The sequence below is a fragment of the Bacillus sp. 7_6_55CFAA_CT2 genome, assembly GCF_000238655.1.
Taxonomy (GTDB): domain Bacteria; phylum Bacillota; class Bacilli; order Bacillales; family Bacillaceae_G; genus Bacillus_A; species Bacillus_A cereus.
On sequence record NZ_JH414709.1, the window covers coordinates 1,191,098 to 1,204,921 of the forward strand.

Consider the following 13,824-nt stretch of genomic DNA (forward strand, 5'->3'; position numbering starts at 1 on the left):
ATTCATAAAATCACTGGAGTTTTCATCTTAATACATACTATAGTTTTTATCATTCATCCGATTACAAAAGCCGTTTCCTAATCGAACGAGCTTCTACCCTCTTTTCAATAAGACTACATTCTCGAACTATGATTATTTGATAAAATATTTCTTCTTATTTCAATCAATTAAATCCATATAATATAAATCATTTTCTGATATTTTTGCAAGAAAATCTTCTAGTGAATCGGCAATTTTAAATTCATCATAATAAATCCCATTATTTTCTTCTGTTGTTAATTTAATTGAAATTAAAACTGTTTCATTACCTTCAAAAAAGATTATTTCTTCTTCAAGATCATCATAAACTTCAATGTCTGGAAAAAATTCATAATCATTTTGCTTTAATCGAAAATCTCTAATAGAATAAGGATCCATAATACGATTAATATTGTACTTAGAACCTTTGATAAAGCCATACCCAACATTTAAGAAGAAATCTTTTAGTTCTTTTGGAAATTTCAAACCTAATACCTCTTCCACTTCTTCTATCTCTTCTAATGCTACTGGATAAAAGCTATTATGTTTATTTGATACTAGATAATCATACTTCATATTATTTACCTCCATTAAAAAGTTTATTTCCTGGTGAACCCGAACCATGAATACCAGCTTGATGCTCATTAGGAAATTTAGCAGGATGGATATTCCACCACTCATGTTCCCCACGATAAGAGTTTTCAATTATATGATGAGCATCATAAGGTTCTCCTTTTTTTCTTAAGATTTTTCCTGTTTTCTCTGAAATCACATCTTCTGTATAAGTTGGCCATTTTTGACCAGTTTGTTTTTCCCATTCATCAATTAATGAATTCTTAATTTTATTAAACTCTCGTCTATATCTCTTTGTTTCTGAAGACGTCATCTTTTTATATTCTGTATTTCTTAATGCACTTTTTAATTCTTCCATTTGGTTTTTTGGTATTTTTCTATTTGTCTGTGTTTCAATATCTCGTACATATTTTCTAATTAGTTCTCCATCAATCTTACTTCCAGCCCCACTGACGCCCTTACCAACACCACCCGTACCCTTACCACCATCTTTAGACTTCGCAAACTTATAAAAAGCTTCTAATAATTCGCCTTGTGGTATTTTGGTTACAATAGTTCCACCAACACTAGAGAATGCATAGGAAGCATTTCTCTTAAATGATTGTAACATTTCAAGCGTAGGCTTCAATTCTTTTGCTAGTTTTACTGCATTAGCAAATGTACTTACTCCACTTGATGCTTTTGCTCCTTTTGTGATATGGCCTACTTTATTTAGTGCCCTATCGCCTAATATTGTGGTAGCTATTTGTGTTAATCCATAGGTAGTCAATTCTGTACGACTCTCTGCATCTCCCTCTATCATATCTCGTTTTATTTTATTTGAAAATGCATGCCACATATTTTTTGCAGTTTCATCCAAATGGAAAAGTGCATAGGTTACATTAATAAAAGTTCCTATGTCCATATTACTTAAAGCTATTGCGGACTCGATTTCATCACCAATAGCTTTCCCCGATCCTCTTTGAATAGCTTCCCACATCTTTTTCGCTGTTTCAAACGTGCTAACTATACCGTCTGCCGCATCGTCCCAAGCATTTCTAACCGGAGATTTCTCCTCAATTATGTTATTTGTTTCTATATCTTTAATTGACTGATCGTTTTTTCGAGCTGTTTCTTCTATAATCCCCTGAATCGAACTCACCCAATCCATATTCAACCTTTGTGTACTAAACGTCCCACTCACAGGACTAAATCCTTTCCCGCTTTGCACTTCAGCGAGTCCGGCTGTGATGCTAGCTGCTAATTGGAGAGCGGTGCTGTAGTTGTTGCTGGATGAATGATTGAATTCATATAAATGCTCTAGTTTTTCTTCCAGTTTTTTTCTCATTGCACCTAATACCGTTACAATTGCACCTACTCCGGGCATTGGTGTAAGTACTTCTATTGCTTCTATACTTGTAATCGATTGATTAATTCCCCTTATTTGTTCTCTTATTTCTTGTTCAATCACATCTGTCGAAGCAACTTTCGCTTGGAACTCATTTGGAAATGCTTCATTTTGGCGAATTAATTCTTCACATAAGCATATGATTCCTTGCGCTAATGGCCGAAATGTTTGGACAAGGTAGGCTTTTGCACTACTGTATGTTTGTCCTTGTAATACTGTGTCTATCGCAAATGCATCAATAGATTGAATGGCTTGTTCCATACTTTGAATCGTAGCATTACATATAGCGTTCATACTTTGAGTTTGACTTTGTACTTCTCCCAAATACATGTTTAAACTCATGTATTGGCCTCCCTTTGTAGTTGCTGCTGTTCATAAGAAAGGTCGTTTTCTTTCTCACTGAGATGCCGTTTTTCTTTAAGCAACGTCTCTTTTTCATTTTCTAATTCGAATGTAAGTTTTCTTTCATACTGTCCGATTTCTTGCCGCATATTCGTAAAAAGGTGAAACACTTCTTTGTCGCCGTGCCAAGTTTCTAGTATTCGGTTAAATAAACGATTACTTCTATTTTTCCATTCATGAAAACTAACCTCAGCTCGTTCTTGATTTTGCAGCGCAATTCGGTTTTCATTTTGTTCTTCAAATATAATTCGTAATTTTTGATTACATTGACTGATTCTCGTTTCAATTTCTTGACTCATCTTTTCTCCCTACCTTTTCCCCTTTACGTAGGTTGTTACATTATTGAAAAGTCTTTTGAAGTCCTGTATCCATTTTCTCAAATTCATTTGCTACGGAATGGATATTATCAATTGTTTGTTGAAAAGCAGTACAAAATTGTTTCGTGATCTGTAAATTTTGTTGATTTGCCTCTTGTGCTTGGAAGTTCACAGATAGTGTCGTACGCGTTGCCTTATTTATAGAGCGACTAGTAGCACTTTGCATTCTATCTGAAGCATTTCTCATTTTCGTTGCAAGTTGCGTTGCCGTATGCAAATTACTTTGAAATTCTCCCATTACTTACTCCCCTCTACCTTTTATTTACAAGAAAATTATACCACGGAAAAATATCCCAATAAACCGAATGTTCGAATTTAACATACAATTCAGCACTGTTACTGAGGATGCGAGCAACGCTTATCTATCAACATAACTGAGTCCAAAATGGATTCTACTTATACAAAAAAGATGACTTCAGCCATATGCTAAAGTCATCTTTTTCTACCTTATTATTTTACTAATTCTCCATTATAAGCTTTTATATTAAGCGGAGCAGTTAAAAATTGTGCTGCTTTACTAACGAAAGATGTGAAGTGTTCACTCGTATTATGGCTCGCAACTGCTGCTTCATCTTTCCATACTTCTACCATCGTATAAACACTTTCTTTTTCTGTATCTTTATATAAGTCATAAGATACATTTCCACTTTCTTCTCTTGAACCATGAATGAGTGGCTGAATTTCTTCTAAAAATGCTTGTTGTTTTGCTGGGTCTACTTGAAATATTGCGTGAATAATAATCATGGTGTTTCCCCTTTCATATTCCATATATTTCTATGACCTAATTAGATTACTTCCACTCAGCAACTTTGTCAATTGGAAGACGTACTGATTGGTAACCACTGTCAGCAGCTTTCCCGATTGAAATTAGCATTACTGGTACGTAGCGTTCTTTATCTAGTCCAAACGCTTCTGCGATTTGGTCTTTTTCAAATCCACCAATTGGACAAGTGTCATAACCGTGCGCACGAGCTGCTAGCATAAATTGCATCGCTACAAGACCACCGTCAATTAATACTGTATCTTTCATTACTTCTGGTGTAACCATAGAGAAGTAAGCTGAAAGTTTTTTCATTTGATCTTCTTTTACTTCTGCTGGCATAAGTCCACGCTCTACTGCTGTACCATAAATTTCTTCTGCGTTATCAAAGTTGTTTAAGTCACCAAATAAAGCGATCATTGCTGAAGATGTTTCTACTTGAGATTGATTGAATTTTGCAAGTGGCGCAAGTGTTGCTTTCGCTTCGTCACTTTCAATCACTACGAATCTCCATGGTTGCATGTTTACTGAAGATGGTGCAAGTGTTGCTTCTGTAAGAATTTCTGTCATTTCTTCTTTGCTAATTTTCACTGAAGGGTCGTACTTACGAATTGAACGACGTCCTGTTAAAATTTCGTTAAAATCATTTGTTTTTACTGAGTTAGTCATAGTTGTATTCTCCCTTTTTTATAATTCTTTTATATTTTCTTGAATGTGATTTAACATATTTAAAAGATTATCGCGTTCTTCCTCACTTAATCCTTTAAATGCAGATGCTGCAAAACGTTCTTTTTCCTCTTGAAATGCTTGAATTTTATTTCGTCCCTCTTCAGTAAGAGAAACTAACGTAATTCTGTTATCATCTGGATTTTTACGTCTTACAATCATTTCATTGGCCTCAAGCTGCTTTAAATGCCTTGTTATCGCAGCATTATCAATATTCACTTCTTGTTGAAGTGCTTTTTGACTAATTTCACCTACTTCATATAACTGAAGTATAAGCTCTAATCGAGACTGGCTCATACCCGTACACCCTTCAAATTTCGAACTTACTTCTTTATTTAGAAAGTGTAATTTATATAAAATAATCGCTTCTTTTGAGCATGAACTTGTCAAATTAACCCTCCTTTACAATCAAAATAAAAACATTTGATGTATCAATAGTTGATATGTCAATTAATATAATCTATATCGATTTAGAATGCAAGCATTTTGTTTTCATTTTATTTTTTCCAAATTAAGGCGCTTTGTAGCGTTACAAATAATGTTAATTGCACTATAATAATACTAATTTAAAGAACTGGAGAGTGATTGATAATGCGGCAATATACAAATAGAAATGAGGAATTGAAAATGGAAAATGAAATGAGGATATTCACAAATGACAACAATAAATATAGGGATTGTCGCGCACGTAGACGCTGGCAAGACGAGTTTGACTGAGCGTATTCTTTATGAAACGAATGTGATTAAAGAAATTGGCCGAGTAGATAGTGGTAATACACAAACTGACTCAATGGAATTAGAAAGACAACGCGGAATTACGATTAAAGCATCTGTCGTTTCTTTCTTTATTGATGCTGTAAAAGTAAATGTCATTGATACACCTGGACACGCTGATTTTATCGCTGAAGTGGAGCGATCATTCCGCGTTCTAGACGGTGCGATTTTAGTTATCTCTGCCGTTGAAGGTGTGCAAGCACAAACAAAAATTTTAATGCGCACATTACAGAAACTAAACATACCGACTATTTTATTCGTTAATAAAATTGATCGTAGTGGCGCAAACAGTGAAAAAGTTATGAAACAAATAAAAGAGGTTCTTTCAAATGAAGCATTCCCCTTCTACTCTGTTCTAAACGAAGGAATGAAAGAAGCCCGGATCATTGAATACAAATCATATGACGATTGTATGGAACTGTTAGCACCATTTAATGAATCATTACTTGAATCATATGTAAATAACGAAATAATACCGGACGCACTATTAAGAGAAAAACTAGAACAGCAAATACAGCAAGCGAATGTGTATCCAATCTTTTTCGGTTCAGCAATGACTGGTATGGGCGTAACAGAACTTCTTGAAAAACTTCCGGCTCTCATTCCAGCTCTTACATCGGCACAAGAGGAACCATTATCCGGTGTTGTTTTTAAAATTGAACGTGAACCTTCTGGAGAAAAGGTTGCTTATATAAGAGTTTTTTCAGGTAGCTTACATGTTAGAAAATATGTTAATATACAGCGCAGTAAGTCTCTATTCCATAAAGAAAAGATAAAAAAAATAGTGCCTATTTCATAATGGAGATACCGTTCAAACTTCTACCGTTCCTAGCGGTGAGTTTTGTAAAGTGTGGGGGCTGAATGATATTAAAATTGGTGATATTATCGGTGAACGTACGGATTATATAAAAGATATTCACTTTGCCGAACCACAAATGGAAGCTGCCATTGATGCGGTACCTAAAGAGCTAATTCATAATTTATACGCTGTTCTTATGGAACTCTGTGAAGAAGATCCGCTCATTAAAGTTTGGAAAGACGATGTTCATAATGAACTATATATTCGCCTTTTCGGTGAGGTACAAAAAGAAGTAATTGAAACAACACTTTATGAGAAATATAATTTGCAGGTTAATTTTTCAAATACGCGAGTTGTATGTATCGAGAAACCAATTGGCGTAGGCAATTCTGTTGAAGTAATGGGTGAAAAAGAGAATCCATTTTACGCAACAATCGGATTCAAAGTTGAACGTGGTGAACTTAATTGCGGTATAACATATAAATTAGGTGTTGAGCTCGGCTCACTACCTTTAGCATTTCATAAAGCGATTGAAGATACGGTATTTCAAACGTTAAAACAAGGATTATATGGGTGGGAAGTTACAGATATTATCGTCACGTTAACACATACTGGTTATGCTAGTCCTGTTACAACAGCGAGTGACTTTAGAAACTTAACACCGCTCGTTTTAATGGATGCTTTAAAACAAGCTGCAACATATGTATATGAACCAGTTAATGCGTTTGAATTAACTGTACCGGAGCAAGCAATTAGTACCGCAATGTATAAGCTCGCTGCCGTTCCAGCAACTTTTGCAGAGCCTATATTCAATAACAATTCTTATCAGTTAACAGGATCATTACCTGTTGCGAAAACAGAGAGTTTCAAACGAATACTACATTCATTTACAGAAGGAGAAGGCATATTTACAACGAAGCCAGCTGGTTTCACAAAACTTATGGCTCCCTTCCCTACTCGAAAACGTGTTGATTATAATCCGCTGAATCGTAAGGATTATTTACTTCATGTTTTGAAGGCTTATTAAAGTAAAAGAGGTGCAATTCGCACCTCTTTTGCATGTATTAATAGGTTAGTTTGTCCTAACAACTTCTTTAAGTTTTCCTATTATTTTCGCTATAGCCTCAATTGAATTTTCCGTTTCATATCCCCCAACATTTACAGAATGATTTGCATTTTTGACAACTTCAATCTGTAAATTCGTTTTATATAACTGATCAATTTGATCTGCATTGTATTGGTGATCTTTATCCCCAATAACTAAAAACCCTTCGTGTCGACTATGTAAGATAGAATCAAAAATTGTATCAAACGTCAGTAAAGGTGTAAGTAGTATCATTTTTGACTGCGCGAATTCTTCTCTCTTCATTAAATCATTTGCAATCGGAATTGTTCCGAGTGACTTCCCTAAAAACATAGTCTCGTTGTATTGCTCATCTTTTAATACTTCATTTATTACAGGATTAATATCATCCATCATTACTTTCGTTACTTCTTCCTATTGGTTTATTCATTAATTGTCCATCATAAGAATAATGAATATGTACAACATCTATTTTATGTTCAAGCATTAACATCGTTGCGTAATAAAATAACGGCTTATCATAATTGTATCCTGAACCTGAAAACATAAAGCAAACGGTACTAGAGCCTTTTTTGATATGTGTGTAACGAATTACTTTGTCATTTATATGTACCTCTTTTTTAGTTCCCTTCACCATTTTCCCCTCCGAATACATTTACTTTTGTAATACGATATGTTCTGTGTGAACTGATACATCCTTTACTTTCTCTTTTATAAATGCAGGCTGTAAGTTATATGTATGCAGTTCTTCTACTGGCACCCATCTAAACAAATACGTTCTACCCTCTTCTTCCAAAATATATTGATCCGTTCCACTCGCAGGTAACTCATGTAGCTCTACTTCATAATAAAAACTAATTTCATGAAACTTTCGCTCAGAAAGTGTAAAGAAATTTTCTACTGACCATATTAACCTTTTCCTTTTAATAGGAACACCTATCTCTTCCGCAAGTTCTCGTTTTAATGCATCTTCACTATTCTCTAGCATTTTTACTCTACCGCCGGGTACATACCAAAAATCTTCACCGTCACCTTGCAGAATAAGTATTTTATTATCATGTTTACAAATTGCTCCAACGCGGTAATTAAAACATGTTTCCTCAACTTTAAACGTAAGATCCATCCATAACGCCCCCTTATACAAATATTGAATTATTACAAAACAATTATGTAATTACTTTACAAATAAGGTTACTAAATTTATCCACTCCATTCAATGGTTTTCGAATTTTCTAAACTATTATTTTTCATCATTACAAGTGTATATACATATGTTACAATCATATTGCACACTAGAAAACATTATGGGGGTACGGATGGAAACGTTATTAACCCAGCAAACTGAGAAATCAAATAAGTTTTGGAAAATCGTTGTGAAAGAAAAAGACTATGTTGTGTTTTACGGAAAAATTGGCACAGCTGGCAGTGTGAAAGCGAAAGAGTTTGAAACAGAAGAAGAATGTATGAAAGAAGCTAACAAACTAATTGCTTCCAAACGTAAAAAGGGATATACAGACCCGTTGCCTGGGGAAGATTACATAAAAGAAAAAACGATAACAGAAGAAGAATTTTGGGAACTACTTAATCGTGCAAAAACGAAAGGTGAAGACCAAGAAGAACAAATAGAATGGCTTACTTCCCACCTTGCTAAACGTACAGTACATGAAATTGTAGCTTTTGATACGCATATGCATCGTCTTTTGAAAGATTCCTATACCTCCCGTTTATGGGCAGCAGCCTATATTATTATGGGTGGTTGTTCAGATGATACTTTCGATTACTTCCGCGGATGGTTATTATATCAAGGAAAAGAGACATACGAAGCTTGTATTGAAGATCCAGAACGATTAATTCCTGTATTAGAAAATTTGAGTGAGTATGACGTCCCAGAAATAGAAGAACTTTCTTTATATTTCGGTTTCACTGTATATGCAGAAAAAACTGGTGACGAAGATGATACTTACTTTACACTTTACCATGTCTTATCTAATGAAGAATTCGACGATGTAGATTTTGAATTTGACTGGAATGAAGACGATGAAGAAGGTTTAAAAAAGATGTTTCCTAAGCTATGGGAGATGTACGGAGAAGAACCGATTGAGTGGTAGATTAATTATTCGTGAAAAAGTGCCTTGTTTCTTTAGTAACAAGGCACTTTTTTTGATACTATATTTAAATTATCATCTTTCCACTCTCCCACCACTCCATAAAAGTCTTTAAAGAAGGAGCAACCCACGTTCTACTATCATTTTCATGGTTCCATACATATATATCATCTCTTTGTACTTTTCCATTCAAAATGGAATAGCCAAACAAATCACCATTTCCCCCATCAGCAAAAAATAATAAACAGTCAAAAGGCATGTATAAATCTTTAAAATCAACTATATTTCTCATACTCATATTTTCAGTTTTAATTTTTGAAGCAGACCATATAAAGTCACCGTATTCACCTTCTATACCGTTTGTTTCCTGTAATAATTGATATAAATCATTCGGTAACTCCACATGTAAACATTTTTGTATATCAGTAAGTTCATCCTTCGCAGCTGGGTTTTTCAAGCTTAAATTTGATGAGATACTGTGAATGGTGTCTTTCCACATCACCTTTTCCTCCTTATGTGCAATCAAGCATATTCAAAGAACTCCGCTAAATTTATTGATACCATCTTTCTAACAATTCCTTCTCCCTCTCGCCTGAAATACCTGCTTTTAATTCCCATTCTTCCGTACTCTCCATCCACTCATACACATCTGTAACTGTCTCGTCTATTCTTCTAAAAGTAAGCCCTTCATTAACCGCACTTTCGATACAAATAGAAAACCCGCCTCTCCACGGCTTCGTCTCACCATCTAACGGGAAAGTTTCTGGAATCCACAAAGGCATTTCTGTCCAAGGCTGCACATTGTGTTCACTCATAAACGATTCGTCTACCCAAACAAATTCAGCATCGCTATTCGTAACTTTTTTACACGTATTTAATAGCTCTTCCATCGTCAATTCATCATTCGGACCTGTTATATTGAATGTACCTGCTTTATTATTTTCTGCCATGTTGAGTCCAAATCTCGCGACATCTTTTATATCAACTATCTGCACTGGACGATTTTTTCTTCCTGGAACTAACACGTTACCTCCTTTTGCTACACGCCCGATCCAGTATGGAAGTCGATCTGTATAATCGAACATTCCTGAAAGAAGTCCTGCTCTTACGTGTAAAACACGCCCCGGCCAATACTTCTCTGCTTCTTTTTCGCATAATACTTTCAGCGCACCATAATGCTCATAAGGAGATATTTCACCATTCTCTACAGCCTTTATTTGCTCTTCCGTCGGTTCAGGTTGTAATATATAGTCTTCTTTTATGTCATGCGGAATCCAATCTTTATATACGGAAAGGCTTGAGATGAATATATAGTGTTCAATATTATCTTTAAGTACTTCTCCAACATTTCTAATGTGATGCGGAGAAAACCCACATGTATCCACAACAACATCCCATTTTCGATTTTCTAAACTTGATACATCACCATTTCTGTCACCGATCAGCTGCTCCACTTCAGGAAAAACTTCTTTGTTTGTTCCGCGGTTAAATAATGTAACTTCATGCCCTCTGTTCAAAGCCTCTTCTACAACAGCTCTTCCCAAAAATCGTGTACCACCTAGTATTAAAATTTTCATTGTTCTCCCCCATTCCTCATTAAAAATCGTTTCTTTTGTTAAACGAATTTCTATCATAAAAAGTTACGGGGGATTTGTTGTTTTACTTTAATCCTACAAATAAAAAGAATCCATCTTGAAAAAATTAATCAATACGGATTCTTAAATTAGATATAATTGTTGAATTACTAACTCCGCACAACTTCTCCATCAACTAACTCAATAATTCTATTACACTTATTCGCTACTTCTATATCATGGGTTACAATAATAATCGTTCGTCCTTCTTCATTCAGTTGTAATAGCAAATTCATAATTTCTTCTCCTGTTTTTCTATCTAAATTCCCTGTCGGTTCGTCAGCCAATATTAATTCTGGTTCGCCTACTAACGCTCTTGCAATTGCGACGCGCTGCTGTTGTCCACCTGATAGCTCGTCCGGTGTTTTATGCATATGTTCTTTTAAACCTACTTTTTCTAAATAGAACTTCGCCTTATTTTCTCTTTCTCGTTGCTTTAGCTTTCTATATGTGAGTGGTAGCACTACATTATCTAGTACAGTATGTTCTTTTAACAATGCAAAATATTGAAATATAAATCCAATCATTTCATTTCTTGTTTTATGAACTTTATTTGCTCTAATTTCAGTTAATGATTTTCCATTTAACATATATTCACCCTCATTTGGCATATCAATTAACCCTATAACATTTAGTAATGTACTCTTCCCTGAGCCTGATCGCCCCATTACCGCTATAATTTCGCCCTTATTTATCGTTAAATTTATACCGTTTAACGCGAACGTATTATGATTCTTATTACTATACACCTTCTTAATATCTTTTAGTTCAATTAACCCCATTATTCCATCCCACCTATTAATGTTTTCGGTTCAAGCTTTCTAATAAATAAGAAGACAATTACATTCGAGACAACGATGATTAATAATAAGAATAGAAATACTAAAAACAATATAGGCATATCCAATTTAAAGTCTAATACCGTTGCTTCCTTTAAATCCTTCGACATTTGTAATAGAACCCCATACCTCCATGAAAAGTAAGTTATCGACATTCCTAAGCCAGTTATTGCTACAATAATGTTCTCTAAAACAATTTGAATAAACATACCAAATTTACTTTCGCCAAAAGCTATTTTTATACCAAATTCCCGCTTTCTCATCAAGATAGAAACAATGGTCGTTACTACAATTCCGACGATCGAGAATACAACGAATAAGATTCCTACTATAAGTTGAGGTATTTCCGAATAGCCGTTAAGAGTAACATCTTCATTTATTTCATCACCTAAACTTTTTAAATGAAACGTACCGCCGTTTCCTTTAAGTTGAATTGATTCTTCTAGTTTCTTTACATCTGCACCTTTTTGTAAATATAAAACTGTACTTTGATGTAGTCTTAAAAACATTGCTTCATATTTTTCAAATCTATCAAATGACATAGGCATTATCATTGCGTAATCCAACTTCAAATATGTGTTCGTCGTATTATTATTTACGATAAATTTATTTTCTGGCAAAAACCCTATAATTGTATATCGATCATTAATTGTATCTCCAACTTGAAAATATTTCTTAAAGTAAGAACCCATTAAAACTTTTGTTTTTTCTTCACTATTTTTTTGAAAGTCATCATGCGAGAAACCTTCTTCAGGTTTTAAAGGTAAACGTAACATTTTATAGTAATTTTCATCTACAAAAATTGTTTTAATAGTAGGTCTTTCATCGTGAAACGTTTTATGTTTCAAATCAGTAATCATACTGTTTTGAAATGGTCTATTACTTGACTCTATTTCAATAACTCGCTCCTCGTATGTACCATACGAAATCACATCTTTATTTTGATGAATTGTATTATAAACCGCTTGAATTTTCTCTTTATTAAATTGATTGCTTTGTAATCTATCTGTCGTCATTTCAAAAGTAACTAAATATGTTTTATCCACATTTAATACCGAGCTGGATTTATCGTTTAGATGGTGTAAATTATAAAATACATTAATTGAACTCGTTAGAGTTGCTAATCCAAATGTAATCTGTATTAGAAGAAGTACGGAAAATAGAAATCTCTTTTTTAATGCTATGAACGCACTTTTTATTCTCATCATTTTTACTCCTTTAATGCTTTAGCAGGTTCACTTTTAAGCACATATACAAATGGTATTACAGAGAGGATGAAAGCTATAGTAAGTGAAAGAAATACACACATTACAATATGAGTAGACTGTAAACTAATACTATAACTTGTAAACTCTATAATATTTTCACTCAAAATGCTAAAAATCCATTGTATGCATATTGCACAGGCTGATGCAGTGATTGCACATAAAAATAATTGACTAAATATAAAAATAAAAAGATTTATATTACTTGCTCCCAAAGCTTTCCTTAACGACAAACTTTTTTTCTTCGTATAAATCCAATAATAACTTACTATTATATTGGTAATGAAAGCTATACATAAAAGCCTATATGGAAAACTGAGTAACTCTTCTACGGCTTCACTTGAGTTTTTTTCCTTTTCATAGTTCTCTTTTTCACTAATCACTTTGGCATTTATATCTTTATTGTTCTGTTTCATATGCTGTATGAAAGTTTCTATTTCCTTGATAGGGTTTTCATTAGAACGAACAATCATTTGGAATGTATTATCTTTTTGTATCATCTGTTTCACCTCATCTGGCATGTCATTTAGAGAGACGAAAATTTTAATATTATACTCATATCCAGTATTTTCTCCAGCTACGCCTTTAACTGTATATTCCTTATTAAATAATTTTATTGTTGCCATATCCTTATAAATTTTCTTCCCCACTATTACACTATTTTTTTCATCTTGTCCCATCTGAGAACCTTTTAGCAAAGGTGGAGACCAATTTTTATTAAGGAGACCATTCATTATTACGTGGCCGATATCCGGAATAGTAATACGAATATCATTTGTAATAACACTAGCGTTTTTAAAATCAGATTCTATTAACGTCTGAAATTGTTCGAAATTGATTTCCCCCATATTAGTAAGTTGAACTAAATAGTAATAATTAAAATAACCATTTTTACTATCATAAAATTTCTCATCATAATAATCTCGCGTCGACATTGCGATCAGGATTGGCCATATTGTCAATACAAATCCAATAAATAGCATAATGAATATTGTTTTGTTCACCACTATTTCTTTTAATACTAGATTCATATATCCTCCTCATTTTAAAAACCGTGAAAAAGGTATGTATCCTTTTTCAC

General features: G+C 33.8%; 14 protein-coding genes and 2 pseudogenes. 2 read left to right on the forward strand and 14 right to left on the reverse strand.

The annotated features are described in order from the left end of the window. Positions 1–159: 159 nt before the first annotated feature. The 7 genes from HMPREF1014_RS15120 to HMPREF1014_RS15150 all read right to left on the reverse strand — a co-directional run bounded on the left by HMPREF1014_RS15120 (position 160) and on the right by HMPREF1014_RS15150 (position 4,633). Positions 160–594, reverse strand: a complete 435-nt coding sequence (locus HMPREF1014_RS15120) for an SMI1/KNR4 family protein (RefSeq protein ID WP_000872947.1) — start codon at positions 592–594, stop codon at positions 160–162. 1 nt (position 595) lies between these two features. Further along, the gene (locus HMPREF1014_RS15125; RefSeq protein ID WP_000056115.1) at positions 596–2,320 is read right to left on the reverse strand and encodes an LXG domain-containing protein; all 1,725 of its coding nucleotides are present in this window, start codon (positions 2,318–2,320) and stop codon (positions 596–598) included. Then, positions 2,317–2,679 carry a DUF3958 family protein gene (locus tag HMPREF1014_RS15130; protein WP_000076595.1) on the reverse strand — a complete coding sequence of 121 codons (363 nt, stop codon included), beginning with the start codon at positions 2,677–2,679 and terminating at the stop codon, positions 2,317–2,319. The genes HMPREF1014_RS15125 and HMPREF1014_RS15130 overlap by 4 nt, the downstream gene beginning before the upstream one ends. A 40-nt stretch (positions 2,680–2,719) precedes the next feature. Then, positions 2,720–2,995: a TIGR04197 family type VII secretion effector gene (locus HMPREF1014_RS15135; RefSeq protein WP_000503641.1), complete on the reverse strand. Its 276-nt coding sequence runs from the start codon at positions 2,993–2,995 to the stop codon at positions 2,720–2,722. Positions 2,996–3,207: 212 nt separating this feature from the next. Beyond that, the gene (locus HMPREF1014_RS15140) at positions 3,208–3,501 is read right to left on the reverse strand and encodes a putative quinol monooxygenase (RefSeq protein ID WP_000583805.1); all 294 of its coding nucleotides are present in this window, start codon (positions 3,499–3,501) and stop codon (positions 3,208–3,210) included. A gap of 46 nt (positions 3,502–3,547) precedes the next feature. Then, positions 3,548–4,186 carry a nitroreductase family protein gene (locus tag HMPREF1014_RS15145; RefSeq protein ID WP_000185390.1) on the reverse strand — a complete coding sequence of 213 codons (639 nt, stop codon included), beginning with the start codon at positions 4,184–4,186 and terminating at the stop codon, positions 3,548–3,550. Positions 4,187–4,204: 18 nt separating this feature from the next. After that, positions 4,205–4,633, reverse strand: a complete 429-nt coding sequence (locus HMPREF1014_RS15150; protein WP_000204172.1) for a MarR family winged helix-turn-helix transcriptional regulator — start codon at positions 4,631–4,633, stop codon at positions 4,205–4,207. Between the two features lie 265 nt (positions 4,634–4,898). On the opposite strand from HMPREF1014_RS15150, the pseudogene HMPREF1014_RS32175 reads away from it, so the two are divergent. Then, positions 4,899–6,843 (forward strand): annotated as a pseudogene (locus tag HMPREF1014_RS32175) (GTP-binding protein). 45 nt (positions 6,844–6,888) lie between these two features. Here the strand turns inward: HMPREF1014_RS32175 and HMPREF1014_RS15160 are convergent. Then, positions 6,889–7,555: pseudogene (locus tag HMPREF1014_RS15160) on the reverse strand (alpha/beta hydrolase). Continuing rightward, positions 7,556–8,023: an NUDIX hydrolase gene (locus HMPREF1014_RS15165; protein WP_000366231.1), complete on the reverse strand. Its 468-nt coding sequence runs from the start codon at positions 8,021–8,023 to the stop codon at positions 7,556–7,558. A 193-nt stretch (positions 8,024–8,216) separates the two neighbouring features. Here HMPREF1014_RS15165 and HMPREF1014_RS15170 point away from each other — a divergent pair, with 193 nt between their 5' ends. Further along, positions 8,217–9,008: a DUF4240 domain-containing protein gene (locus HMPREF1014_RS15170; RefSeq protein WP_000449211.1), complete on the forward strand. Its 792-nt coding sequence runs from the start codon at positions 8,217–8,219 to the stop codon at positions 9,006–9,008. A gap of 64 nt (positions 9,009–9,072) precedes the next feature. On the opposite strand, the gene HMPREF1014_RS15175 is transcribed toward HMPREF1014_RS15170, so the two are convergent. The 5 genes from HMPREF1014_RS15175 to HMPREF1014_RS15195 all read right to left on the reverse strand — a co-directional run bounded on the left by HMPREF1014_RS15175 (position 9,073) and on the right by HMPREF1014_RS15195 (position 13,774). Continuing rightward, positions 9,073–9,504: an SMI1/KNR4 family protein gene (locus HMPREF1014_RS15175; protein WP_000265336.1), complete on the reverse strand. Its 432-nt coding sequence runs from the start codon at positions 9,502–9,504 to the stop codon at positions 9,073–9,075. A gap of 52 nt (positions 9,505–9,556) precedes the next feature. After that, entirely contained in the window at positions 9,557–10,582 is a 1,026-nt protein-coding gene (locus HMPREF1014_RS15180; RefSeq protein WP_000697753.1) for an SDR family oxidoreductase, read from the reverse strand. 167 nt (positions 10,583–10,749) lie between these two features. Next, positions 10,750–11,421, reverse strand: a complete 672-nt coding sequence (locus tag HMPREF1014_RS15185; RefSeq protein WP_000522858.1) for an ABC transporter ATP-binding protein — start codon at positions 11,419–11,421, stop codon at positions 10,750–10,752. Continuing rightward, positions 11,421–12,686 carry an ABC transporter permease gene (locus HMPREF1014_RS15190; protein WP_002098263.1) on the reverse strand — a complete coding sequence of 422 codons (1,266 nt, stop codon included), beginning with the start codon at positions 12,684–12,686 and terminating at the stop codon, positions 11,421–11,423. The genes HMPREF1014_RS15185 and HMPREF1014_RS15190 overlap by 1 nt, the downstream gene beginning before the upstream one ends. A gap of 2 nt (positions 12,687–12,688) precedes the next feature. Next, the gene (locus tag HMPREF1014_RS15195; RefSeq protein WP_001055052.1) at positions 12,689–13,774 is read right to left on the reverse strand and encodes an FtsX-like permease family protein; all 1,086 of its coding nucleotides are present in this window, start codon (positions 13,772–13,774) and stop codon (positions 12,689–12,691) included. Between the last annotated feature and the right edge of the window lie 50 nt (positions 13,775–13,824).

What these genes read in the sequence shown, in the direction of transcription:
- HMPREF1014_RS15140 (WP_000583805.1), bottom strand. Translation starts at nt 3,501, where the DNA reads ATGATTATTATTCACGCAATATTTCAAGTAGACCCAGCAAAACAACAA.
- HMPREF1014_RS15125 (WP_000056115.1), bottom strand. Translation starts at nt 2,320, where the DNA reads ATGAGTTTAAACATGTATTTGGGAGAAGTACAAAGTCAAACTCAAAGT.
- HMPREF1014_RS15145 (WP_000185390.1), bottom strand. Translation starts at nt 4,186, where the DNA reads ATGACTAACTCAGTAAAAACAAATGATTTTAACGAAATTTTAACAGGA.
- HMPREF1014_RS15185 (WP_000522858.1), bottom strand. Translation starts at nt 11,421, where the DNA reads ATGGGGTTAATTGAACTAAAAGATATTAAGAAGGTGTATAGTAATAAG.
- HMPREF1014_RS15120 (WP_000872947.1), bottom strand. Translation starts at nt 594, where the DNA reads ATGAAGTATGATTATCTAGTATCAAATAAACATAATAGCTTTTATCCA.
- HMPREF1014_RS15180 (WP_000697753.1), bottom strand. Translation starts at nt 10,582, where the DNA reads ATGAAAATTTTAATACTAGGTGGTACACGATTTTTGGGAAGAGCTGTT.
- HMPREF1014_RS15130 (WP_000076595.1), bottom strand. Translation starts at nt 2,679, where the DNA reads ATGAGTCAAGAAATTGAAACGAGAATCAGTCAATGTAATCAAAAATTA.
- HMPREF1014_RS15165 (WP_000366231.1), bottom strand. Translation starts at nt 8,023, where the DNA reads ATGGATCTTACGTTTAAAGTTGAGGAAACATGTTTTAATTACCGCGTT.
- HMPREF1014_RS15190 (WP_002098263.1), bottom strand. Translation starts at nt 12,686, where the DNA reads ATGATGAGAATAAAAAGTGCGTTCATAGCATTAAAAAAGAGATTTCTA.
- HMPREF1014_RS15175 (WP_000265336.1), bottom strand. Translation starts at nt 9,504, where the DNA reads ATGTGGAAAGACACCATTCACAGTATCTCATCAAATTTAAGCTTGAAA.
- HMPREF1014_RS15135 (WP_000503641.1), bottom strand. Translation starts at nt 2,995, where the DNA reads ATGGGAGAATTTCAAAGTAATTTGCATACGGCAACGCAACTTGCAACG.
- HMPREF1014_RS15170 (WP_000449211.1), top strand. Translation starts at nt 8,217, where the DNA reads ATGGAAACGTTATTAACCCAGCAAACTGAGAAATCAAATAAGTTTTGG.
- HMPREF1014_RS15195 (WP_001055052.1), bottom strand. Translation starts at nt 13,774, where the DNA reads ATGAATCTAGTATTAAAAGAAATAGTGGTGAACAAAACAATATTCATT.